We start from the raw sequence: 23,999 nt of genomic DNA, 5'->3' as shown, positions 1-23,999 counted from the left end.
AAGACTCTGAGAAGTGGTTAGTCTTCATCTGCATGTACATGCTGCTTCTTGAAAAAACATTTACAAGCTTATACCGAAAGATATTTATTACAGGGATTCCCTTTTGCTTTTCGGCATTGCATTTACGGAGTAAGTTACCTACCTTAAAGGTTGAAATAAAATCCGAAACTGAGCAATTAATTTCTTCCTCTGAGTGCTGTCCTTGTGGTAAGATATGCATATGGCGTAAGTCCTTTCTTGGTAAATGTTTTGTGGTAAATTCATTATACCTTATTTGAAAGCGACCTATGCCTTTTTATTTGTCTAAAGTATAGAGTTTTCAAGGTGCATCACACCTTTTGGGTGTGGGAAGTTTGAGTAATAAAGTCTAAAATTGATACATAAGGAGATACAAGCTATGAATTATATAGATCAATATAAACTCTGGCGTGAGAAAGCTGTTGGCGATAAGGATGTTGTGGCTGAACTTAATGCTATGGCGGGAGACGATAATAAAATAGAGGATGCTTTTTATCGTGATCTTGCATTTGGTACAGGAGGACTTCGCGGAGTTATCGGAGCCGGTACAAATCGTATGAATATTTATACTGTTGCAAAGGCATCTCAGGGACTTGCTGATTATGTGATAAAGAATTTTAAACCTGAAGACAGAAAGATCGCCATAAGCAGAGATTCCCGTATCAAGTCAGATGTCTTTGCTGAAATAGCTGCAGGAGTTTTTGCTGCCAATGACATCCGCGTCTACATCTACAAAGACATCATGCCAACACCTTGCCTCAGTTTTGCGGTTCGCGAGCTTCAGTGTGCTGCAGGCATTATGGTGACCGCAAGTCACAATCCTTCAAAATATAATGGATATAAGGTTTATGGTGCTGATGGATGCCAGATCACCACAGAAGCTGCTGCACAGATTCTGGCAGAAATTGAAAAACTGGATATCTTCTGTGATGTTAAAAATGCTGACTTCAGGGAAGCTATGGAAGCAGGAAAGATCAGCTACATAAGCGATGAAGTTTATACCAGATTCATAGAAGCCGTTAAGAGCCAGTCGGTACTTACAGAGGAAGATAAGGTGAACAGAGATCTTGCCATAGTTTATTCACCTTTAAACGGTGCAGGTCTTAAACCCGTAACAAGAGCTCTTACGGAATCCGGTTTTACAAACATCACAGTTGTAAAGGAACAGGAAATGCCGGATGGTAATTTCCCTACCTGCCCTTATCCCAATCCTGAAATTAAAGAAGCCATGGCACTTGGCATGGAATACGCTGCCCGTAATCAGGCAGACCTTCTTCTGGCAACGGATCCCGATTGTGACCGCTGCGGTATTGCTGTAAGGAATGACAAGGGAGAATATGTACTACTTTCCGGAAATGAAACCGGAATGCTGTTGCTTGACTTTATATGCAGCCAGAGAGTAAAGGCAGGAACCATGCCTGATAATCCTTTGATGGTAAAAACCATAGTTACCATTGACATGGCTGAGCGTATCGCAGAAGATTACGGAGTAAAGACCATTAATGTACTTACAGGTTTTAAATTCATCGGCGAACAGATAGGAAATCTTGAGGCAAAAGGCGAAGAAAACAGATACATTTTCGGTTTTGAGGAGAGCTATGGATATCTTACCGGATCCTATGTCAGAGATAAGGATGCGGTCGATGCAGCCTTCATGATCTGTGAGATGTTTGCTTACTACAGATCAAAGGGAATCGGACTTCTGGATAAACTTAACGAACTCTACGAAAAGTACGGCTTTGCCCTGAACACACTTCACAGCTACGAGTTCGAGGGTTCAGCCGGTTTCGCCAAAATGCAGGCAATAATGAAGCATTTCCGTGATGCCTATAACAACAAAGAACTTAATTCCTTCGCAGGAAAGAAAATCGAGAAGCTCCTTGATTATTCCGCCGGCCTTGACGGACTTCCAAAGTCCGACGTTCTAAAATTCCTGCTTCAGGACAATTGTTCTCTTGTTGTGCGCCCCTCAGGCACTGAACCAAAGGTCAAAGCCTACATCTCAGTCAGCGCTCCAAACCTTGTTGCAGCCAGTGATGAGGAAAATAGAATAACAGAGGAACTTCAGAACTACTTCAATTAACAGCAATGTAAAATCATAAGGAATGTTCCGGCAGTCGGGGGTAACAGTTCGGTCAAGGTTCTGGTTTATCCAGGACCTAGCTGAACTTGTTACCCGTGTAAATAAATAGAACATGTAAGAAAATGCAAGGGATGGGTGGCTAGGCTTGCGGGTTGAAAGAACAGACGGTACATTCATGTACGAACCGGATGCACGTCAGTGCAGTCGGGGCGAACATGAATGTGCCGGATGTACTTTCAATCCCGTGGGCCGTCACCCATCCCTTGCATTTTCTGGCCGGTCAGCCATTTTCTCTCCGGTTTTCGCTACCTTCTTGCCGAATCACCCCTTTGCGTGATAAGATATATGAGTTAACTTGTGTCTATTTTCAGAATAGGTGGTTTTAATGAGAAAAATAATAGTGGCAGTGGTTGGCCGCCCTAATGTAGGAAAGTCAACATTGTTCAATCTGATCGCAGGAAAGCAGATCTCAATCGTAAAGGACACTCCGGGTGTCACAAGAGACAGGATTTATGCTGATGCGGAATGGCTTAATTATAAATTTACATTGGTTGATACCGGAGGAATCGAACCTGACAGCAAGGATATCATCCTTTCACAGATGAGATCCCAGGCACAGCTTGCCATAGATACGGCAGACGTCATCATATTTGTGACAGACGTAAGAACAGGTCTTGTGGATGCCGACTATGAGGTTGCAGACATGCTCCGTAAATCCGGAAAGCCCATAGTTCTCTGCGTCAACAAAGTCGACAGCTTTAAAAAGTATGGCGACGATATTTATGAGTTCTACAACCTGGGACTCGGTGATCCTTTCGGAGTATCCTCGGCTAACCAGATGGGAGTGGGAGACCTTCTTGATGAAGTTGTCAAAAATTTCCCTGCAAAAGTCGGAGATGAGGAAGAGGATGATTCCATAAAGGTTGCATTGATCGGAAAACCGAATGTAGGAAAGAGCTCTGTGGTCAACAAACTTCTGGGACAGAACAGAGTTATAGTTTCCGACATTGCCGGAACCACGAGAGATGCCATCGATACAAAGATCGTACATAACGGAAAAGAGTACACCTTTATCGATACAGCAGGACTTCGCCGTAAAGGAAAGGTTACAGATGATATAGAAAGATATTCAGTCATACGTACGGTATCGGCTGTAGACAGAGCTGACATCTGTCTTGTGCTGATTGACGCTACTCAGGGAATAACAGAAGGAGATGCTACCATCGCCGGTATCGCGCATGAATCCGGAAAGGGCGTTATTATCTGCGTCAATAAATGGGATGCGATCCCGGATAAAACCGATAAGACCATCAATGAATTTACCGCAAAGCTGAAGGAAAAGTTTGCCTATATGCCATATGCGGAGTATCTTTTCATTTCAGCTGAAACCGGTCAGAGGTTAAATAAGATCTTCGACCTTGTGGATCAGGTAAGAGAGAATCAGACCATGCGTATTCGTACCGGTGTTCTCAATGAGATCATGACCCGTGCGACTGCCATGAAGCAGCCGCCAAGTGACAAGGGTAAGAGACTTAAGCTGTTCTACATGACACAGACAGCGGTAGAACCGCCTACATTTGTTATTTTTGTAAATGATGTTCAGCTTATGCATTTTTCTTACACAAGATATATTGAGAACCAGATCAGAGATGCCTTCGGGTTCAAGGGAACCCCTCTAAAGTTCCTGATCCGTGAAAGAAAAGGCGGGGAAGAAGAATGATGGACATTAAACACATTGTGATTGCTATTGTTGTAGGGTATCTTTTTGGTAATATTCCCAGCGGATATCTTTACGCAAAAGCTCATGGAGTTAATATATTCAAGGTTGGATCCGGAAATCCCGGAACCACCAACATTTCCAGAACATTTGGAAAAAAAGCCGGGGCAACCGTACTTCTTATGGATATGGCTAAGGCCATAATACCAATTCTTTTCCTGAATATGTTATGGAAGCCTGCGACCTTTGACGAGAGTGCGCTTATAACGCTGTTTACCGGAGCCGGAGCTGTGCTGGGTCATGACTTTCCTTTTATTCCGAAATTGAAGGGAGGAAAAGGAATAGCTACTTCATGGGGACTTATCATGGCTTTTGACTGGAAGCTGGGAATAGTACTTATTCTGATATTTATCCTGGTAGTAATCGTTACCGGATATGTAAGTGTCGGGTCAATTACAGCGTCAGCAATGTTTTTTATATTAACAGCATTGTTTGGACGCATGGGTTTACTCAGGTTTTCATCAGAGATATATCCTTTGGTATGCGGCATTACTTTTGTTATGTCTGCACTTGCTATATGGCAGCATCGAAGCAATATTGACCGCCTTATGAAGGGTACAGAAAGTAAATTTCATTTTAAAAAGTGACACAATGGCGGGAGAGCTCATAAATGTGTAAGGGTTATTTACCTGCACCATATTATGGCGATTCCCGCCATCATTTAATTAAAGGGGAAATATTTATGAAGACAGCGGTAATAGGTGCCGGCACCTGGGGCACTGCTTTGGCGATTCTTTTGACTCACAACAACCATGAGACAGTTCTCTGGACCAGATCTCAGGAGAATGCTGAGACAATGGAGGTGAGCAGAAAACATAAAAACCTTCCTGATGCGGTATTGCCTGAAGGGTTGAAGGTTACCTCTGATATGCAGCAGGCGTTACAGGACAGAGACATGATAGTTCTTGCTGTTCCTTCCATATATATCAGGGAAACTTCGAAGAAGATGTCCGGCTACATACGTCAGGGTCAGGTTATAGTGTCTGTTGCAAAAGGCATTGAAGCTGATTCCTTAAAGACCATGACTGATATCATAGAGGAAGAAATACCCCAGGCGGATGTGGCGGTGCTGTCGGGACCGAGCCATGCGGAAGAGGTGTCAAGATTTATTCCCACAACCATAGTTACAGGAGCCAGAACCGAAAAAACTGCCAGATTTATCCAGGATACTTTCATGTGTGACTGCTTCAGGGTTTACATTAATCCGGACATAAAGGGTATCGAAATCGGAGGCGCTCTCAAGAATGTTGTAGCTCTCGCTGCGGGAATAGCGGACGGTCTCGGTTACGGAGACAACAGCAAGGCGGCTCTTATCACGAGAGGTATTGCCGAGATCACAAGACTGGGTGTAAAAATGGGATGTGACATAGAAACCTTCCAGGGACTCAGCGGAATAGGTGATCTGATAGTTACCTGTGCCTCCATGCATTCCAGAAACCGGAGAGCCGGAATACTTATAGGCCAGGGAAAACCATATAAGGAGGCCATGAAGGAAGTGGGACAGGTTGTCGAGGGTGTATATGCATCCAGGGCAGCTTTACAGCTTGCTGAAAAATATAATGTGACCATGCCTATAGTGAGTGAGATCAATCAGGTATTGTTTGAAAACAAGTCTCCGGAGAAAGCTGTTAAGGATCTCATGATGAGGGACAGAAGGCTGGAGAATCAGGGGCTTTGTTTTAATAAATAAGGAAAAACGGACGTTTTTAGACGTTAAATCAGCATACTTTTGCATGCGTGTCATCCTCTGCAGGAGTCAAAATTGATATAGAAAAACCATGTAACGGGTTCAAGCTTTAACTTATATCGTACATAACCGCAGGTTATCGAAAGAAAAATTGATTTGCTTTATTGTTATAAAAGCAATTGACTTTCGATAGCCTGTTTTTTATAATCAAATAAAGGTTTTCAGTATCAGATATTGGACTTATGGGGTTACGTAGGGCGTATCTGATCAGTACGTATAGAGCCGGGATGAGGCTCTGAAAAGAGAACTTAGGAGGAGAAAAGTAATGAAAAAAGTTTTAAGTGTTGTACTTGCAGGTGCTATGGCAGCTTCACTTGTTGCCTGCGGATCTTCATCAACAGGAACAACAAATGCAGCTTCCGGAGACAAGGCGGCTGAGACCACAGCGGCTGCAGCTTCCGGAGACAGTGGCGCAGCTGCTTCGTCTGACCTTAAGTGGAAGTTTGGTTCACAGGGACCTCTTACAGGCGGTGCTGCAGTATATGGAACAGCAGTTGTCAATGGTGCAAAGATCGCTATTGATGAGATCAATGAGAACGGCGGAATCAACGGCTATCAGGTAGAGCTTCAGACAGCTGATGACGAGCATGATCAGGAGAAGGCTGTTAATGCTTACAACTCATTAAAAGACTGGGGAATGCAGGCACTTATCGGACCTACAACTTCGGCCCCGACCATCGCAGTAGGTGCTGAGGCAGTTAATGACAATCTCTTCATGCTTACACCTTCAGGTTCAGCGGTTGATTGTACAAACACAGCTAATGCTTACAGAGTATGCTTCTCAGATCCTGCACAGGGTGCCAAGTCAGCACAGTACATCGGAGAGAACAAGCTTGCTACAAAGGTAGCTATCCTTTATGATTCATCAGATGTTTACTCAAGCGGAATCTATGAGTCATTTGCTTCAGAGGCACAGAATTACGGAATCGAGATCGTAGATACAGAGCAGTTCACAGCAGATTCAAAGACAGATTTCTCTACACAGCTTCAGAAGATGCAGGCATCAGGCGCAGAGCTGGCATTCCTTCCTTTCTACTATACAGAAGCAGCTCTTGTGCTTACACAGGCTGATACAATGGGCTACAAGCCGATTTTCTTCGGTGTAGATGGTATGGACGGAATCCTTGATGTTGAGAATTTCGATACATCACTTGCTGAGGGACTTATGCTTCTTACACCATTTGCTGCAGATGCAACAGATGATGCAACAGTAAACTTCGTAACAAAGTATAAAGAAGCATTCGGCGGAACACCTATACAGTTTGCTGCAGATTCTTATGATGCGGCATATATCATCAAGGCTGCTATCGAAGCAGGAAACCTTACACCTGATATGTCAGTTGACGCCATCGGTGCAGGTATTGAAGAGCAGATGAAGACCCTTTCATATGATGGTATAACAGGTTCAGGAATGACCTGGGATGAGAAGGGCGATGTTGATAAGGAGCCTAAGGCAGTAGTTATCAAGGACGGCGCTTACGTATCAGCTGAATGATAAATATGGAGCAGGGAAGCTTCCTGGTATTCTAACTTGACAGGTTTTAAGCATAAAGGGTTGCTTTTAAAAAAAGCAGCCCTTTAAATGTGTGATGATATTTTTGCAAGAGATTATTATTACGCGGGTACATGTCGATGAATAGACATGATGATTTTGAACGATGAGGTGGCAAAGATGATGAGTTTTATTTCATATCTTCTTAACGGACTGAGCCTTGGGTCAGTGTATGCTATTATCGCTCTTGGATATACCATGGTATATGGTATCGCCAAGATGCTGAATTTTGCACATGGTGACATCCTGATGGTGGGCGGATATACGGCTTTTATAGCACTTAATTCCATGGGACTCCCTATACCTGTGGCAGTGCTGGTCAGCATGGCGGTCTGTACATTACTTGGTATCACCATTGAGAAGGTTGCATATAAGCCTCTTCGTCAGGCAAATTCATTATCCGTGCTCATTACAGCTATCGGTGTGTCTTACCTTCTTCAGAACCTTGCTCAGCTTATCTTTAGCGCAAATCCAAAGAGCTTCAGCTCTTTTGTGCCGCTTAAGCCGGTGAAGCTTGCGGGAGGACAGCTTACCATATCCGGAGAGACTATCGTTACGATCGTAACCTGTATCATCATAGTTACAGGTCTCGTGACTTTTATCAATAAAACAAAAGCCGGTCAGGCTATGCTCGCTGTTTCGGAGGATAAGGGTGCAGCTACTCTTATGGGTGTGGATGTTAACGGAACCATTTCCATGACCTTCGCCATAGGATCAGCGCTTGCTGCCATAGGCGGTATTCTTCTTTGCTCCGCATATCCCACACTTACTCCGACCACAGGTGCCATGCCCGGTATCAAGGCATTCGTAGCTGCGGTTCTCGGAGGTATCGGCTCTATCCCCGGTGCGTTCATCGGCGGAATAATACTTGGTGTTTTGGAAAATCTTGCAAAGGCATATATATCTTCAAAGCTTTCGGATGCAATCGTGTTTTCTGTTCTGATCATCGTTCTTCTCGTGAAGCCTACAGGTATACTTGGTAAGAAAATCATGGAGAAAGTGTGAGATAGTATGGATAAAGTTAATGTTGAAAAACAGAAAATCTTTCGCAGCAATCTGATCACTTTCGGTATGGTGATCGCTGCATATATCATAGTTGAGGTAATGATGAAGACCGGAAACATCACCTCCCTTCTGAAGGGACTTCTGGTTCCTCTCTGCATTTATTCCATACTTGCAGTGAGCCTCAACCTGGTGGTAGGCATCTCCGGAGAGCTTTCACTCGGTCATGCCGGATTTATGTGTATAGGCGCCTTTACCAGTGCAACCTGGTCAATGCTTATGAAGTCCTCCTCGATGCCTGAAGGAATACGTTTTTTATTTGCTATCCTTATAGGAGCGGTTTCTGCCGCATTTTTCGGATTCCTGATCGGTATTCCGGTTCTGAGACTAAAGGGAGATTATCTTGCCATAGTTACACTTGCTTTCGGTGAGATCATAAAGAATCTGGTTAATGCCCTTTATTTTGGCGTGGATGCAAAGGGACCTCATTTTTCTCTTGAGGACAGTATGCATCTCAATATGGATGGCGGAACCATCATCATCAAAGGTGCACAGGGTATAACCGGTGCTCCCAAAAATTCAAATTTCACAATAGGTGTTATATTACTGCTTATTGCTTTATTCATTGTCCTGAATCTCATAAACTCAAGGACGGGACGTGCCATAATGGCAATCAGAGACAACAGAATAGCAGCCGAGTCGGTAGGACTTAATATCACAAAGTATAAGCTTCTGGCATTTACAATTTCTGCGGCTATCGCAGGAGTTGGCGGTGTGCTTTACGCACATAATTTGAGTTCCCTCCAGGCTCTTCCCAAGAACTTTGGTTATAATCAGTCCATTATGATCCTTGTATTTGTGGTAATGGGCGGAATCGGAAATATCCGGGGTTCTGTCATAGCGGCAGTTGTTCTGACCCTCCTTCCGGAGCTGTTGAGAGGCCTCAGTGATTATCGAATGCTTATATATGCTGTGGTTCTTATTTTTATGATGCTGTTTACATCGGCACCGGCTTTCATGCAGTACCGTGAGCGTATTATGACGGCATTACATGGTAAAAATAAGGGCGGAAAGGAGATGGATTGATATGGCTGCATTACTTAAAGTAGACAGTCTTGGTATTTCCTTTGGCGGATTAAAAGCTGTAGATAAGTTTAATGTTGAAATCGAAAAAAACGAGCTTTACGGACTGATCGGACCTAACGGTGCCGGAAAAACCACTGTATTCAACCTGTTGACCGGAGTATATAAACCTACAAACGGGCAGATAACCCTGGATGGAGACAACATTACCGGACTTGACTGTGAGGCTATAAATAAGAAGGGCATAGCCAGAACCTTCCAGAATATACGTCTTTTTTCTCAGCTATCCGTTTTGGATAATGTTAAGGTGGGACTTCATAACAACCATACTTATTCAACCCTTGACGGAATTTTTCGTACACCTAAGTTCCGCAAAGTGGAAAAACAGATGGATGAGAGAGCTCTGGAGCTTCTGAAGGTTTTCGAGCTGGAAGGATATTGTGATTATAAGGCTTCGAATCTTCCTTATGGTCAGCAGAGAAAGCTTGAAATCGCCAGAGCCCTTGCAACAGAACCGAAGCTGCTTCTCCTTGATGAGCCGGCAGCCGGCATGAATCCCAATGAAACCGAAGAGCTTATGAATACCATCCGTCTCGTAAGAGATAAATTCGACATGACGATCCTTCTGATAGAGCATGATATGAAGCTTGTTTCCGGTATCTGCGACAGATTAACAGTTCTTAATTTCGGACAGGTACTTAAGCAGGGACTGACTCAGGATGTTCTGCATGATCCTGAAGTTATAAAAGCATATCTTGGTGATTAAGGAGGGAAACTGATGAGTATAATGTTAGATGTTAAGGATCTGAACGTATATTACGGTGTGATCCATGCGCTTAAAGGCATTTCCTTCCATGTTGACAAAGGTGAGATAGTAACTCTTATCGGTGCAAACGGAGCCGGAAAAACCACCACACTTCAAACTATAACAGGCCTTATACCGGCCCGTTCCGGAAGCGTAATGTATAATGGAAAAGAGATCATCCATACACCGGGACACCAGCTGGTGGCTAACGGGCTTGCCCATGTTCCTGAGGGGAGAAGAGTTTTTGCAACTCTTTCGGTTTACCAGAACCTGATGCTCGGAGCCTACACCCGTAAGGATAAAGAGGGCATTGAAGCCACTCTCAGAACGGTATATGAGCATTTCCCCAGACTGGAGGAGCGCAGAAACCAGATGGCCGGAACGCTTTCCGGAGGTGAGCAGCAGATGCTTGCCATGGGAAGAGCGCTTATGAGTAAGCCTGAAATGATGGTTCTGGACGAGCCCTCCATGGGACTTTCACCTATCTATGTAAATGAGATCTTCAACATCATTGAGAAGATCCACGACTCAGGCGTTACGGTGCTTCTGGTAGAGCAGAATGCCAACAAAGCCCTGTCCATTGCTAACCGTGCTTACGTGCTTGAGACCGGAAATATCACCATCGAGGGTAATGCTCAGGAGCTTGCGAATGACCCCAAGGTCAAGGCTGCTTATCTTTCGGAATAATTATCGACAATCAAATATAGAAGCATGGAATTCAAAAAGTTCTGTTGGTATAATAATGTTATATCGACAGGACTTTTTTATTTGTTGTATCGGGTTTTTGTGAAAACATGTCGGCATCGTCAACCCTTTACAAAGCGCTTTTAAATTGGCTGACATTCCAGATTTGACCGGAGGTGACTATGAAACTTTACTTTATCGGAGCAGATCATGAAGTAACCGGTTCATTACATTATCTTCATGCAGCAGGATTAAAGATCATGATTGACTGCGGCATGCAGCAGGGGATCAAGCATTATGAGAATGCTCCCATGCCGGTGAAATATTCTGATATTGATTACATACTTTTGACACATGCCCATATCGACCATTCCGGTATGATTCCATATGCTTACAAGAATGGCTTTAACGGAACGGTGGTTACCACAAGGGCAACGGAAGACCTGGTTAACATAATGCTCAGGGATTCGGCACATATTCAGATGCAGGAGACGGAGTATAAAAATCGTAAGGGTCAGAGAGCAGGAGCTGACAGAGTGGCTCCTATCTATGATCTCAATGATGTAAATGGAGTGCTGGAGCATTTTCGCGGTGTTGACTACAATGAAGTTGTGGAGCTTGGGGACGGAGTTAAGATTCGGTTTATAGATGCCGGACATCTGCTGGGGTCTGCGTCCATTGAAGTTTTGATAAATGAAAACGGAATTTCGAAGAAGATAGTGTTCTCCGGAGATCTGGGTAATTTTGATAAACCGCTTATCAGAGACCCGCAATACATTCATGATGCGGATTATGTGGTAATGGAATCCACTTATGGAGACAGGTTCCATGATAAGAGCGTTAATCACATTGATGATCTTGTAAAGATAACCCAGAGAACCCTGGACAGGGGCGGTAATGTGGTAATGCCTGCATTTGCGGTTGGGCGTACTCAGGAGCTTCTGTATCTGTTCAGGCAGATAAAGCAGGATAAGCTTGTAACGGGACACGGGGATTTTCCTGTTTATGTAGACAGCCCCCTGGCAGTTGAAGCAACTCATGTGTTTACTCAGAATCTTTCGGACTGCTATGATGATGCCACAAGAGAGCTTGTCATGAAGGGTATAAATCCTATATCCTTTAAAGGACTTAATCTCCTGATCACCTCCGAGGAATCCAGATACATCAATTATGACGAGACACCAAAGGTTATTATCTCCGCATCCGGAATGTGTGATGCCGGACGTATCAGGCACCATATCAAGTACAACCTCTGGAGACCTGAGTCCACAATAGTTTTTGCGGGATATCAGGCTGAGGGAACCCTGGGGCGCGTGCTTGTAGACGGTGCAAAGACTGTCAGGATATTTGGAGAGGAGATTGTGGTCAGGGCAGAGATCGCCCAGATGGCGGCGATGTCTTCACACGCTGATCAGGACGGTCTTATAGACTGGATATCTGCGTATGATCTCAACAGGCCGGACAGAGTTTTTCTCGTTCACGGTGATGATGACGCAATGAAGACATTGGCTTCACTTATTTTTGAAAAGCTTGGTTATAAAGTTGACTGTCCGTATTCCGGATCCGTTTTCAACCTTGCAAACGGTAAGTGGGAATTTGAGGGACAGCCTGTCCGAGTGGTTAAGGAAGCTGAGTATTCTTCCAGCGGCATACCCGGGCGGAGAAAGATATCTGACGCGGCATATGACAGACTTATGTCTGCTTACAATAAGCTTCTTACGGCTGTCAGGGCAAATTACGGCGGAACCAACAAGGATCTTGCGAAGTTCACAGACCAGATACTGAATCTCTATGACAAATGGATGAGATGATAAAACATGCACAACAGAATTTCTAAAAAAACACTTTGGGGGATAATGGTGCTCACTTTGGTGTGCACCATTATTACTTTGGGATTAAGAATATATCTTAAGGACAGACTCGATTCTTTCGAGATGGAATCTGTAGCGGAGACCCTTCCGCATGAAAAAGAAGAGCAGCTTATATTCACGGCTATTGAAGAAATCAGTGAGCCTGAAGAGGAGCTTTTGGAAAAATATAATTCTAGTTTTGAGGAGATAGATACCCTTTATGAAAGGATCTCCACACTGGAACAGGATGAGTCTCTTAAAGATAATTATCAGAAAATAGCGGATCTCTGGGACCGTGAGTTGAAAGCTCTTGGAAATGATATAACGGCCAAGATGCCGGAGGGAGAGAAAAAGGCATTCTTTGACGGAGAAAACACTTTCCTGGTCTCCAGGAATCATGAGTGTATGAAGACCGTGGGACAAAACAAAGTCAGCATTCAGGAGAGGATAGATTATCTTGACAGATACATCGTGATGACGCGGGAACATTGTAAAGACCTTGTCAAAGAATATACGTCCTATCTTGCAACTTAAAATGTGCTGTGGTATATTTTACGGGTTAACGAACTGTGTAAGTATGCCCAAAGGAAAGGACTTATACAGAAATACAGCCTAATCGGCAATATAGTTTAGAAATAACGAGGAGATAACAAGAATGCAGTACAGAGGCGTAAATGAATTACGTGAACTGTTCCTTAGCTTCTTTGAGGAGAAGGGATGCTTACGCTTAAACAGTTTCTCACTGGTGCCACACAATGACAATTCATTGCTTATTATAAATTCAGGCATGGCGCCTATGAAGCCATGGTTTACCGGACAGGAGATTCCACCAAGACGCAGAGTGACAACCTGTCAGAAGTGTATCCGTACAGGTGATCTTGAGAATGTTGGTAAGACTGCCCGTCATGGCACATATTTCGAGATGCTCGGAAACTTCTCGTTTGGTGATTACTTTAAGAAAGAAGCTATTCCATGGGCCTGGGAGTTCCTTACAGAAAGAGTCGGTCTTGATCCCGAGAGACTTTATCCGTCAGTTTATGTGGATGACCAGGAAGCTTATGATATATGGCTTAACGATATGCACATTCCTGCCGAGCGCATTTATAAGTTCGGAAAGGAAGATAACTTCTGGGAGCATGGTTCAGGCCCCTGCGGTCCCTGCTCAGAGATCTACTATGACCGCGGAGAGAAGTATGGCAACGGTCCTGAGGATGTAATGGGTGGAGAAGGCGACCGTTTCATGGAAGTATGGAACATAGTATTCAGCCAGTTCAACAACGATGGCGAGAACCATTACACAGATCTTGCACAGAAGAACATCGATACAGGTATGGGTCTTGAGAGACTTGCGGTAGCTGTTCAGGATGTTGCATCTATCTTTGATGTTGATACACTTAAGAGCCTTAGAGACCTTATCTGCGAAATCGCAGGTGGAATCGAATATGACAAACCTGAGACACATGAGTCTGACATTTCTGTTCGTATCATCACAGATCATTCACGTTCCATGACTTTCATGATCTCGGACGGTATCATGCCTTCAAACAACGGAAGAGGTTATGTACTCCGCCGTATCATCCGTCGTGCAGTACGTCACGGAAGAAAGCTTGGCATCAAAGGTTCATTCCTTCCTACTCTTGTTGAGAGAGTTATCGAGACCTCAAAGGACGGTTATCCTGAGCTGGATGAGAAGAAGGACTTCATACTCAGCGTAGTTAAGGCTGAGGAAGAGAAGTTCGAGAAGACTTATGAGCAGGGTATGGAGATCCTTGAAGAGATGGAAGCGGCTCTGTCTGCATCAGGCGAGAAGGTGCTTTCAGGTGAGGACGCATTCAAGCTTTATGATACATATGGATTCCCTGTTGACAATACCAAGGAGATTCTTGAGGAGAAGGGCTTCACAGTAGATGAAGAGGGCTTCAAGGCTGCCATGGAGAAGCAGAAGAAGCAGGGACGTAAGGACAGACTCGAGTCCGGTAAGATGTCAGAGTACAGCGGACATGCTGCAACAGTTTATGACGAGCTTGATCCTGAGATCAGCTGTTCATTTGACGGCTATAACAAGCTTTCGATGGAAAGCAGGGTGGTATCAATGGTTTCTCTCGGTGAAGAGGAAGCTGTTGTTGAGGCTCTTTCTGACGGTGAAGAGGGTGCTATCATTACTGAGGCTACTCCATTCTACGGAACAATGGGTGGTCAGGTAGGTGATACCGGTGTTATCGTTCTTGGTGAGGCTTCCGATGATGAAGCTGCAAAGCTTGGTAAGGGTGCCGCAGTATTTGAAGTTAAGAAGACAGAACATATCGGCGGAAACAAGATCGCACATATCGGTGTAATGAAGAACGGTATGATCAAGCTTAATGATACAGTTACACTTAAGGTTGATGCTTCAAATCGTATGGATACCTGCAGAAACCACTCTGCAACACACCTTCTTCAGAAGGCGCTCCGTGAAGTTCTCGGAACTCATGTAGAGCAGGCCGGTTCCTTCCAGGATGCAGGCAGAACCAGATTTGACTTCTCACACTTCCAGGCTATGACCAAAGAAGAGCTCAAGAAGGTTGAGGATATCGTTAATGAGAAGATCCGTGAGGGACTTTCCGTAAGAACAGATGTCATGACTCTTGAAGAGGCTAAAAAGTCAGGAGCTATGGCACTTTTCGGTGAGAAGTACGGTGCAGAGGTAAGAGTTGTACGTATGGGCGACTTCTCTGTAGAACTTTGCGGTGGTACTCACGTTGAGAACACACTTCAGATCGGTCAGTTCAAGATCGTAAGTGAAGCCGGTGTTGCTGCCGGTGTAAGACGTATCGAGGCTCTTACAGGCGAGAATGTACGTAAGTATTACGAGAACCTTGAGAAGGAGATCAATGCTGCAGCAGAGCTTGTTAAGGCTACACCTGCAACTCTGGCAGATCATATCAAGTCCCTTCAGAAGGAACTTAAGGATCTCAAGAGTGAGAACGAGGCGCTGAAGAGCAAGGAAGCCAAGAATGCACTTGGTAATGTTATGGACAATGTTACAGAAGTTAACGGTGTCAAGTTCCTTGCAGCTCATGTTGCCGGAGTAGATATGAACGAGCTTCGTAACCTTGGGGATGACCTTAAGGCTAAGCTTCAGGAGGGAGTAGTTCTTCTTATCTCAGATAAGGATGGCAAGGTATCCATGGTTGCCATGGCTACAGATGCAGCTGTCAAGGCAGGTGCTCACGCAGGAAACCTTATCAAGGCTGTTGCTCCTATTGTAGGAGGCGGCGGAGGCGGACGTCCTAACATGGCTCAGGCCGGTGGTAAGGACGCTTCCAAGATCGATGAGGCTGTTAAGAAGGCCGGTGAGGTTATCAAAGAGCAGATAAAATAAAGATTGAAATCCGTGAGGATTTTAAGGTATAATACATGGCGCTGATCATCATTTCGATATAAAACTTTAATTTCATTAAGGTTTTTGCTTGACGAATTGAGATCATGTGTTATAATTATCCAGAGTTTGTACCCGAAGGGAGGTTTGGGTTTCAGCATGTCAAATGTTATCGTAAAAGAGAACGAGTCTCTTGACAGCGCTTTACGTAGATTCAAGAGAAACTGTGCTAAGGCCGGCATTCAGCAGGAGATTCGCAAGAGAGAGCATTACGAGAAGCCATCTGTAAGACGTAAGAAGAAGTCTGAGGCGGCTAGAAAGCGTAAGTTCAACTAATCGTAAATAGATTATTTAAAAAGTGTAGCCCTGATTCAGAAATGAATTGGGGCTTTCTTCATACTTTGGAATTGAAGGTTTGAATAGTATTGAGAGACCGGAGGGGCAGTATTTGGCTACAGTAGAAGCAATTATGGATATTCCGATGGAACATGAGCAGAATGTTCTGGGCCAGTTGGATATGAATATAAAGAAAATAGAGAGATCTTTCAATGTAACCATCATAGACCGTAATGGTGTGCTTAAGATCATAGGCGATGAGGCAGATACCGAAAAGGCCAAAAATGTTATAAAGAAACTTTTGCAACTGAGCCAGCGTGGCAATACCATTACAGAGCAGAATGTGGATTATGCCATATCTCTTAGTTTCACTGAAAAAGTAAGGGTTAATGATATCGTCGAGATAGACAAGGATATACTGGCAAGGACGGCATTGGGCAAACCTGTAAAACCGAAAACTATCGGACAAAAGGATTATGTTGATGCCATCCGGAAAAATATGATCACATTCGGTATAGGACCTGCCGGAACCGGAAAGACTTATCTTGCTATGGCTATGGCTATCACGGCTTTCCGTCAGCAGGAGGTACAGCGTATCATTCTGACAAGACCGGCAATTGAAGCAGGCGAAAAACTGGGTTTTCTTCCAGGAGACCTCCAGTCAAAGGTGGATCCTTATATGAGACCTGTGTACGATGCTTTGTACTCCATCATGGGAGCAGAACAGTACCAGTCAAATTCCGAGAAGGGGCTTATCGAGGTTGCCCCGCTAGCTTATATGCGAGGAAGAACACTGGACAATTCCTATATCATTCTTGATGAGGCCCAGAACACTACACCTGCACAGATGAAGATGTTTCTTACCCGTATCGGCTTTGGATCAAAGGTTGTGGTGACAGGCGACCTTACCCAGAAGGATCTTGAGGAAGGTAAAAAATCGGGTCTTGAGGATGCCATGCGTGTTCTTAAAAATGTGGAAGGCATAGAGTTTATAGAGCTTACAAGTGCGGATGTTGTGAGACATCCTCTTGTACAGCGTATTGTCAATGCCTATGAAAAGGACGAAGAAAAACGCGCCAGAAGAGCAAGACAGCATGAAATATCACCGAGAAATTATGGTGAGCAGAGAAATGAAAACAGGCACAGGGACTGAAAGATAGAGTATGTGTTTTGGCATGATCAGAATTAGTCCGAGAATGTAAGGGGATACGATGCGGAGAATTGATTTAAGAGGGGACAGGAATGACTGTTAATATAGATTTTGAGGTTGAAAAGCGACTTGATCTGCAGTTCGAAGATATAATCAATGAGATCATCGAGGCTGCCATTACATACGAAAAATGTCCGTATGAATGCGAGATAAGTGTTGTTATCACGGATGATGAGGGTATCCATCAGTTAAATAAAGAAGCAAGGGGGATAGATTCACCTACGGATGTACTTTCTTTTCCTATGGTTGACTGGGAAACTCCGGCGGATTTTGATGTTATAGACGAAGAGGATTCAGATATCTTTAACCCTGATTCGGGAGAACTGCTCCTGGGGGACATCGTTCTGAATCAGAACCGTATAGAGTCTCAGGCAGAAGAATACGGGCATACAGAGCGAAGAGAACTTGCATTTTTAGTGGCTCACAGTATGCTTCATCTTTTTGGTTACGATCATATGGAAGATGACGAGCGTGTGGAAATGGAAAGACGCCAGAAAGAAATATTGGAAGGAAAGGGCTATTTCAGATGAGTGGTCAAAGAAGAAACTCGAATATCGGAAATAACGAAGGCAGGTTTTCGAGATCACAGAATATAAGATCAAGAAATACTGTCAATTCGGGCTTTGACAGAAACAGACGAAACAATTTCATCGTTCAGGGTTCTCTTCTCGCAGTGGCAAGCATCGTGGTCAGGATCATTGGCATGGTCTATCGTGTGCCTCTTACTGCCATAATCGGAGATGAGGGAAACGGCTACTATACAAGTGCCTACAGCATTTATACGCTGCTTCTTATCCTGTCGAGTTTTTCCATGCCTACGGCTGTTTCCAAGATCGTTTCTGCCAATATGGTAAACGGTAATTACAGGAACACTCACAGGGTTCTGAAAACAGCATGCTTTTATGCGACTATTGTTGGCTTTTTGATGTTCTGTATGCTGTGGTTCGGCTCTGATTTTATAGCAGAGGTATTTCTGAAGAAGCCGTTTTGTAAATATGCACTCAGAGCTTTGGCTCCCACTGTGTGGATCATGGCTTATCTCGGAATCCTGAGAGGTTACTTTCAGGGAAGCGGAAACATGGTGCCTACAGCAATCTCTCAGATACTGGAGCAGATCCTGAATGCCATTATTTCCATTCTTGCTGCCAGCATTCTGTTTAAAAAGGGTGCAGTTGCCAATGTCATCTACCAGAGTGATAAATACAGTACGGCATTTGGTGCTGCCGGTGGTGCTATAGGAACCGGTGCCGGAGCTCTTACGGCCCTTGCTTTCTTTTTGATCCTTTACAGTTCCCAGATGCACGAGATGCATAGGAATATACGGGAGGACAGGAGTCGTGTGGACAGCTACGGTACTATAGGACTGCTTCTTGCAGGAACCATGCTTCCGATTCTTATATCCTCAACGGTTTACAATATTTCGTCGGTTATTGATGATTCCATATTCGGAAACATTATGACTTATCTCGGAAAGGCAGAGAATATCGTAACCCAGTGGGGAGTTTTTGGAGAATATCATATCCTTTTCAACATTCCGGTAGCTTTGTCCAATGCTTTGTCATCGTCGCTTATCCCGAGTCTTACCAGAGCCGTTGCGGAGCATAATCGCAGGGATACGGTTTCAAGAGTGCGATACAGTATCAGATTTACAATGCTGATAGCCATCCCGGCTACTGTCGGGCTTTGTGCATTGGCTGACCCTATATGCCGCATGCTATTCCCGGGAAAAAATGTGGGACTTCTTATAATGCTCACAAGGATAGGTTCTGTGGCAGTGGTTTTCTATTCGCTGTCAACTATCAGCAATGCCATACTTCAGGGACTTGGTCATCTGAGTATCCCTTTAAAGCATGCGCTTATATCCCTTGTGATACATATAGCTTGTCTTATTGCCCTGTTGCTTACGGGTATGGGTATCTATGCGGTGGTTATTTCAAATATAATCTTTGCCTTCATGATGTGCTTACTTAATCAGCTGGCTATCAAGAAGCATGTAAGGCTTAGCTATGGTGTGACAGAGACTTATATTCTGCCATTTATTGCAGCTGCTGTTATGGGTATCGTAGCTTTCGCATGTTCCATGGGAATCCGTATGGTTCTTCCGGAGGCTCAAAGATATGGACGTATAGGATCTGTTATAGAGGTCGCTCCGTCAGTGGTTATAGCAATAGTGGTTTATTTTGGACTGCTTATCAAGCTGCATGCATTCACCGCAGAAGATCTTGATAACATGCCTATGGGCGGAAGACTCAAGAGATTTGTACACTGATGTAAATTTTGCCGGAACCGATTGTCGCTAAGGAGTGTGCTTTTGATTTTTTACTCCCAGGTTTAACGTGTTTAAAAGGATACCTACGGGTTCCGGTGAAATCTTATACCTGCACTGTGGAGGTAATAGTTTGAGTATAATAACCAGCTTAACAGAGAGCGGAACAGTGGATGTGGCAGTGATAGGTGCCGGCGCAGCCGGAATGATGGCAGCTATTGAGGCGGCACGTGCCGGGGCGAAGGTACTTTTGATCGAGAGGAACCGGGAACCCGGGAAAAAACTTGCCACCACCGGAAACGGAAGATGCAATTACACAAATCTTGATATGGAAAATCTGGTTGGAGGAAAGTACAGGGGATGTAATCCTGAGTTTTCTGAAATTCCACTTGAGAGTTTTGGGCCGGAACAGGCTGTGGAATGGTTCCGGGGTATAGGCATTGAACCAAAATACAGAGGAAACTATGTGTATCCGAACTCCGATCAGGCTTCTTCTGTTGTGACAGCTCTTTGGGATGAGGTTGTTCATTCAGGAGTTCAGGTCCTTTTGGGGACGCTGATAAGAAAGGTAAGAAGGAATGAGAGCGAAGCGGTAAATCATACAGGCAGAGAACAGTATTCTTCACAGAAGAATCATGGTAAATCCAGAGGTGTGAAGTCGTACAGAACCGATGGATTTCTGCTTGATATAGAGGGCTGTGATAATGTAATAAGAGCAAAAAAGCTTATTCTGGCTACGGGTTCAAGGGCGGTGCCAAAGACCGGCTCCACCGGGGACGGATATGTCTGGTCAAAGGCTCTGGGACATTCACTGGTTCCGCAGGTACCTGCACTGACAGCGGTAAAATGTAAGGGCAGCCATTATAAGAATATGGCAGGAGTAAGAACCGATGCGAAGCTCTGTGTCAAGGTGAGTGGCGAAACAGTTGCTGCCGAAGAAGGAGAGCTTCAGCTCACGGATTACGGCATTTCAGGCATACCGGTTTTTCAGATATCGAGACACGTAGCTTACGGACTGAGAGACGGTAAAGAAGTATCGGTATATATAAATTTCCTTCCTCATATTTCGGAAAAGAAGGAAGAAATAATTGAGTTCTGCAAAAAACGTGCGGAGAGACTTGGATATAAGGAAATGGGAAGCTTCTTCACAGGCCTTCTGAATCAGAAGCTCGGAAACACCATTCTGCAGCTTGCAAATATTGACAGCAAGCTGCCGGTTTCAAAACTTTCAGAGAAACAGCTGAAGGCTCTCGGTGCCCTTACAGTCAGCTTTAAGGCAGAATGTGTGGAGGTGAATCCTTTTGCCAATGCCCAGTGCGCAGCAGGAGGCATTAACACTGCAGAAGTGGATCCCCATACCATGGAGTCGAAGCTTGTGAAGGGGCTTTACTTTGCGGGTGAAATCCTGGATATCGACGGAATCTGCGGAGGTTACAATCTCCAGTGGGCCTGGAGCTCAGGGTTTATTGCGGGTAATGCGGCAGCGGGTTGACCCTGTCGGGAAAGGCAAGTTGAGTTTTAATCCCGGATATGCCCGGATCGTACATAAATAAAAAGTATAAAGGAAAAGAAATGATAAAGATAAATCAGTTAAAGCTCGGTGTGACAGAATCGGTCGTGAAGCTAAAGCTCTTAAGTGCCAAAGTGTTGAAGATAGAACCAAAGGACATAGAGACACTTGAAGTAGTAAAACGCTCCATCGATGCCAGAAAAAAGCCGGAGCTTTTCTTTAGCTATACGGTTATGATAGGGACTTCTCTTGGCGAAGCTAAAGAGAAAAAACTGGTTGAGAAGCTGAAGAACAGAGACGTAAGTATTGACAGAACAGTATCGTACAGAGAGCCAAAACTCAACGATGTGATATGCGGAGTTGACAGGCGTGAATTCTTCAGGGAGGAAAAGAACAGACCTGTTGTGGTGGGCTTCGGTCCCGCAGGTATGTTTGCGGCACTGATTCTTGCAAGAGCAGGTATGCATCCCATAGTTTTTGAGAGAGGTGCGGATGTTGATGAAAGAATAAAGAATGTTCAGGATCTTTGGGAGAAGGGCGTTCTTCATACAGAATCAAACCCTCAGTTTGGAGAGGGCGGCGCCGGTACCTTTTCCGACGGCAAGATCAATACTCTTGTAAAGGATAAGGATGGAAGAAGCCGTTTTATACTTGATCTCTTTGTGGGCTATGGTGCTGATTCATCCATTATCATCGATTCGAAGCCTCATGTGGGAACGGATAAGCTTGTAAATATCGTTAAGAATATCAGGCAGGAAATAGTGGCTCTTGGGGGAGAAATAAGGTTCAACACCAGGTTCACCTACGATAAAGAAAGAGATAAGGACAGAAAGATCATCCTTGCCATAGGTCACTCTGCAAGGGATACCTATAAAGAGCTTTTTGAATCCGGCCTCGAAATGCAGGCAAAGGATTTTGCCATGGGCTTCCGTGTACAGCATCTCCAGTCAATGATCAATGAAGATCTTTACGGGGATGTGGATGAGAAGACATTGGCGGCCCTGGGCCCCGGCGTTTACAAGGTTACTCACACATCCGATAAGAATGGCCGCGGTGTATACAGTTTCTGTATGTGTCCCGGAGGATATGTTGTGAACAGCTCGTCTGAAACCGGGAAGCTCTGTGTGAACGGTATGAGCTACCATGCAAGAGATGGTGTCAATGCCAATGCCGCCATCATAGTCTCAGTCCGTAAGAGCGATTATAACGGAGAAAATGAGCCTTTGGGCGGAATCGGACTTCAGAGAGAACTGGAGGAAAGAGCCCACAGACTTCTTGACGGAAAGGTTCCGGTTCAGACTTACGGCGATTTCAAAAAGGATATGGCAAGCACAGAAAAAAGCCTGGGAGAAGTGAAGCCACAGATAAAGGGACAGTATGGATTCTCGAAGCTGAACGATATCTTCAGGTTTGAAGAGGGTTCTAAATATGCGGCCCTCAATGATTTTAACGAGACCTTTATGGAGGGCATGGAAAGCTTCGGACATAAGCTTAAGGGCTTTTCGAGAGAGGATACAGTTCTGGCAGGAATAGAGGCCAGAACATCAAGCCCTGTAAGGGTACCGCGAAATGAGGATTTTGAGTCCAATATCCCGGGAATCTACCCCTGCGGCGAGGGCGCAGGCTATGCCGGTGGTATCATGAGTGCCGCTATGGACGGAATGAAAACCGCTGAGGCGCTTGTAAAACATTATAATTCATTGTAAACTTCTGCATAAGTCGGTGTCATGCAGCTATCACGTTAGTGTTGCGATACGTGTGACTTATGAGTCTGTGTCATGAAAATCAGATGGAGGTCTATATGACAAACGAAGAAATGCGCGCTTTGCTTAAAGATAAAAAACGTATCGTTATCAAAGTCGGTTCTGCAAGCATTACCCACGCAAAAACCGGCGGGCTTTACCTTTCAAAGATTGAAAAGCTTGTCAGAGTCATATCTGATCTGAACGGTGAAGGTAAGGATGTCATTCTGGTTTCTTCCGGTGCCATCGCAACCGGCAGACAGACCCTCGGCATACACAGACGCCCCAGGACTATGGAGGAAAAGCAGGCATTTGCGGCAGTCGGACAGGCCAGACTTATGATGACCTACCAGAAGCTTTTTTCTGAGTATGGTGTCATCGCAGCTCAGGTGCTTCTCACAAGAAATGTTATGCTGATCCCGGAATCCTGCAGCAACACCAGAAATACATTTGAAGAGCTCCTCAACCTGGGTACAGTTCCTGTTGTCAATGAAAATGACACCATTTCAACCTCTGAGATAAATCAGGTGGAGACCTTTGGGGATAATGACCAGCTGGCCGCTATAGTGGGAGCCGTTGTCAATGCTGACCTCGTGATATTGCTGTCGGATATAGACGGACTCTTCACCGATGACCCGCATGAAAATCCGGAGGCGGAGTTTATTCCGTTTATTCCTGAGATAAATGAAAGAATCCTGGATATGGGTAAATCCAAGAGCGGTTCCAATGTTGGTACCGGCGGCATGTCCGCCAAGCTTGCGGCAGCCCGCATCGCAACGGATTCAGGTGCCGATATGGTCATTGCAAAGTTTACGGGAGCTGAAGTTATAAGTGATATCCTGGAAGGCAAAAACATTGGCACACTTTTTGCTGCCCACAAGAATAAGGATTTTGACCTGATGGAATATGTGGGGCAGAACGAATAAAACGGGGCACGGGAAAGTGCTGTGATGAGAGTATCCAGGCATCAGCCTTT

Annotated in this window: 19 protein-coding genes and 1 pseudogene; 19 read left to right on the top strand and 1 reads right to left on the bottom strand. The window is 44.6% G+C overall.

Annotated features, from left to right (window positions below; all coding sequences use genetic code 11):
• A pseudogene (locus T357_RS21605) lies at positions 1 to 220 on the bottom strand (IS4 family transposase); the annotation flags it as partial.
• Positions 221 to 397: 177 nt separating this feature from the next.
• Between T357_RS21605 and T357_RS0112545 the strand changes: the two are divergent.
• The 19 genes from T357_RS0112545 to proB all read left to right on the top strand — a co-directional run bounded on the left by T357_RS0112545 (position 398) and on the right by proB (position 23,949).
• Positions 398 to 2,101 (top strand): phospho-sugar mutase, encoded by a 1,704-nt coding sequence (locus T357_RS0112545; RefSeq protein ID WP_031553166.1) that lies wholly within the window; start codon positions 398 to 400, stop codon positions 2,099 to 2,101.
• 385 nt (positions 2,102 to 2,486) lie between these two features.
• A complete protein-coding gene (gene der, locus T357_RS0112540) occupies positions 2,487 to 3,821 on the top strand; it encodes a ribosome biogenesis GTPase Der (protein ID WP_031553163.1) in 1,335 nt (444 codons plus the stop codon).
• Entirely contained in the window at positions 3,818 to 4,465 is a 648-nt protein-coding gene (plsY, locus tag T357_RS0112535) for a glycerol-3-phosphate 1-O-acyltransferase PlsY (protein ID WP_242840106.1), read from the top strand. Before der ends, plsY begins: the two co-directional genes overlap by 4 nt.
• A gap of 95 nt (positions 4,466 to 4,560) precedes the next feature.
• The gene (locus T357_RS0112530) at positions 4,561 to 5,568 is read left to right on the top strand and encodes an NAD(P)H-dependent glycerol-3-phosphate dehydrogenase (RefSeq protein WP_031553158.1); all 1,008 of its coding nucleotides are present in this window, start codon (positions 4,561 to 4,563) and stop codon (positions 5,566 to 5,568) included.
• Between the two features lie 322 nt (positions 5,569 to 5,890).
• A complete protein-coding gene (locus tag T357_RS0112525) occupies positions 5,891 to 7,120 on the top strand; it encodes an ABC transporter substrate-binding protein (RefSeq protein WP_031553157.1) in 1,230 nt (409 codons plus the stop codon).
• Positions 7,121 to 7,300: 180 nt separating this feature from the next.
• Positions 7,301 to 8,182, top strand: a complete 882-nt coding sequence (locus T357_RS0112520; protein ID WP_031553155.1) for a branched-chain amino acid ABC transporter permease — start codon at positions 7,301 to 7,303, stop codon at positions 8,180 to 8,182.
• A 6-nt stretch (positions 8,183 to 8,188) separates the two neighbouring features.
• Positions 8,189 to 9,265 carry a branched-chain amino acid ABC transporter permease gene (locus T357_RS0112515; protein ID WP_031553153.1) on the top strand — a complete coding sequence of 359 codons (1,077 nt, stop codon included), beginning with the start codon at positions 8,189 to 8,191 and terminating at the stop codon, positions 9,263 to 9,265.
• A 1-nt stretch (position 9,266) separates the two neighbouring features.
• Positions 9,267 to 10,028 (top strand): ABC transporter ATP-binding protein, encoded by a 762-nt coding sequence (locus tag T357_RS0112510; protein ID WP_031553151.1) that lies wholly within the window; start codon positions 9,267 to 9,269, stop codon positions 10,026 to 10,028.
• A gap of 12 nt (positions 10,029 to 10,040) precedes the next feature.
• A complete protein-coding gene (locus T357_RS0112505; RefSeq protein ID WP_031553149.1) occupies positions 10,041 to 10,754 on the top strand; it encodes an ABC transporter ATP-binding protein in 714 nt (237 codons plus the stop codon).
• A 173-nt stretch (positions 10,755 to 10,927) separates the two neighbouring features.
• On the top strand, positions 10,928 to 12,562 hold the full coding sequence (locus tag T357_RS0112500) for an MBL fold metallo-hydrolase RNA specificity domain-containing protein (RefSeq protein WP_442944866.1): 1,635 nt from the start codon (positions 10,928 to 10,930) through the stop codon (positions 12,560 to 12,562).
• 6 nt (positions 12,563 to 12,568) lie between these two features.
• On the top strand, positions 12,569 to 13,135 hold the full coding sequence (locus T357_RS0112495; RefSeq protein ID WP_090814998.1) for a hypothetical protein: 567 nt from the start codon (positions 12,569 to 12,571) through the stop codon (positions 13,133 to 13,135).
• A 121-nt stretch (positions 13,136 to 13,256) separates the two neighbouring features.
• Positions 13,257 to 15,962 carry an alanine--tRNA ligase gene (alaS, locus tag T357_RS0112490; protein ID WP_031553143.1) on the top strand — a complete coding sequence of 902 codons (2,706 nt, stop codon included), beginning with the start codon at positions 13,257 to 13,259 and terminating at the stop codon, positions 15,960 to 15,962.
• A 156-nt stretch (positions 15,963 to 16,118) separates the two neighbouring features.
• A complete protein-coding gene (gene rpsU / locus T357_RS0112485; protein WP_005539624.1) occupies positions 16,119 to 16,295 on the top strand; it encodes a 30S ribosomal protein S21 in 177 nt (58 codons plus the stop codon).
• Between the two features lie 112 nt (positions 16,296 to 16,407).
• Positions 16,408 to 17,448 carry a PhoH family protein gene (locus T357_RS0112480; RefSeq protein WP_031553140.1) on the top strand — a complete coding sequence of 347 codons (1,041 nt, stop codon included), beginning with the start codon at positions 16,408 to 16,410 and terminating at the stop codon, positions 17,446 to 17,448.
• Positions 17,449 to 17,537: 89 nt separating this feature from the next.
• Positions 17,538 to 18,035, top strand: a complete 498-nt coding sequence (ybeY, locus tag T357_RS0112475) for an rRNA maturation RNase YbeY (RefSeq protein ID WP_031553138.1) — start codon at positions 17,538 to 17,540, stop codon at positions 18,033 to 18,035.
• Complete coding sequence (locus T357_RS0112470; RefSeq protein ID WP_081828162.1) at positions 18,032 to 19,774, top strand: putative polysaccharide biosynthesis protein; 1,743 nt, start codon at positions 18,032 to 18,034, stop codon at positions 19,772 to 19,774. Before ybeY ends, T357_RS0112470 begins: the two co-directional genes overlap by 4 nt.
• 130 nt (positions 19,775 to 19,904) lie before the next feature.
• A complete protein-coding gene (locus tag T357_RS0112465; RefSeq protein WP_049962409.1) occupies positions 19,905 to 21,263 on the top strand; it encodes an aminoacetone oxidase family FAD-binding enzyme in 1,359 nt (452 codons plus the stop codon).
• Between the two features lie 80 nt (positions 21,264 to 21,343).
• Complete coding sequence (locus tag T357_RS0112460) at positions 21,344 to 22,987, top strand: NAD(P)/FAD-dependent oxidoreductase (protein WP_031553132.1); 1,644 nt, start codon at positions 21,344 to 21,346, stop codon at positions 22,985 to 22,987.
• A 95-nt stretch (positions 22,988 to 23,082) separates the two neighbouring features.
• A complete protein-coding gene (proB, locus tag T357_RS0112455; protein ID WP_031553131.1) occupies positions 23,083 to 23,949 on the top strand; it encodes a glutamate 5-kinase in 867 nt (288 codons plus the stop codon).
• Positions 23,950 to 23,999 lie beyond the last annotated feature (50 nt).

It is taken from the genome of Oribacterium sp. FC2011 (genome assembly GCF_000701645.1).
Taxonomy (GTDB): domain Bacteria; phylum Bacillota; class Clostridia; order Lachnospirales; family Lachnospiraceae; genus Oribacterium.
This window is presented reverse-complemented; position numbering and strand designations above follow the sequence as displayed.

Bases quoted from the DNA above. Each gene is read 5' to 3' on its own strand.
- T357_RS0112525 (WP_031553157.1), top strand. From the start codon at position 5,891: ATGAAAAAAGTTTTAAGTGTTGTACTTGCAGGTGCTATGGCAGCTTCA.
- T357_RS0112470 (WP_081828162.1), top strand. From the start codon at position 18,032: ATGAGTGGTCAAAGAAGAAACTCGAATATCGGAAATAACGAAGGCAGG.
- plsY (WP_242840106.1), top strand. From the start codon at position 3,818: ATGATGGACATTAAACACATTGTGATTGCTATTGTTGTAGGGTATCTT.
- T357_RS0112495 (WP_090814998.1), top strand. From the start codon at position 12,569: ATGCACAACAGAATTTCTAAAAAAACACTTTGGGGGATAATGGTGCTC.
- T357_RS0112515 (WP_031553153.1), top strand. From the start codon at position 8,189: ATGGATAAAGTTAATGTTGAAAAACAGAAAATCTTTCGCAGCAATCTG.
- T357_RS0112530 (WP_031553158.1), top strand. From the start codon at position 4,561: ATGAAGACAGCGGTAATAGGTGCCGGCACCTGGGGCACTGCTTTGGCG.
- T357_RS0112460 (WP_031553132.1), top strand. From the start codon at position 21,344: ATGATAAAGATAAATCAGTTAAAGCTCGGTGTGACAGAATCGGTCGTG.
- der (WP_031553163.1), top strand. From the start codon at position 2,487: ATGAGAAAAATAATAGTGGCAGTGGTTGGCCGCCCTAATGTAGGAAAG.
- ybeY (WP_031553138.1), top strand. From the start codon at position 17,538: ATGACTGTTAATATAGATTTTGAGGTTGAAAAGCGACTTGATCTGCAG.
- proB (WP_031553131.1), top strand. From the start codon at position 23,083: ATGACAAACGAAGAAATGCGCGCTTTGCTTAAAGATAAAAAACGTATC.
- T357_RS0112505 (WP_031553149.1), top strand. From the start codon at position 10,041: ATGAGTATAATGTTAGATGTTAAGGATCTGAACGTATATTACGGTGTG.
- rpsU (WP_005539624.1), top strand. From the start codon at position 16,119: ATGTCAAATGTTATCGTAAAAGAGAACGAGTCTCTTGACAGCGCTTTA.
- T357_RS0112520 (WP_031553155.1), top strand. From the start codon at position 7,301: ATGAGTTTTATTTCATATCTTCTTAACGGACTGAGCCTTGGGTCAGTG.
- T357_RS0112510 (WP_031553151.1), top strand. From the start codon at position 9,267: ATGGCTGCATTACTTAAAGTAGACAGTCTTGGTATTTCCTTTGGCGGA.
- T357_RS0112545 (WP_031553166.1), top strand. From the start codon at position 398: ATGAATTATATAGATCAATATAAACTCTGGCGTGAGAAAGCTGTTGGC.
- alaS (WP_031553143.1), top strand. From the start codon at position 13,257: ATGCAGTACAGAGGCGTAAATGAATTACGTGAACTGTTCCTTAGCTTC.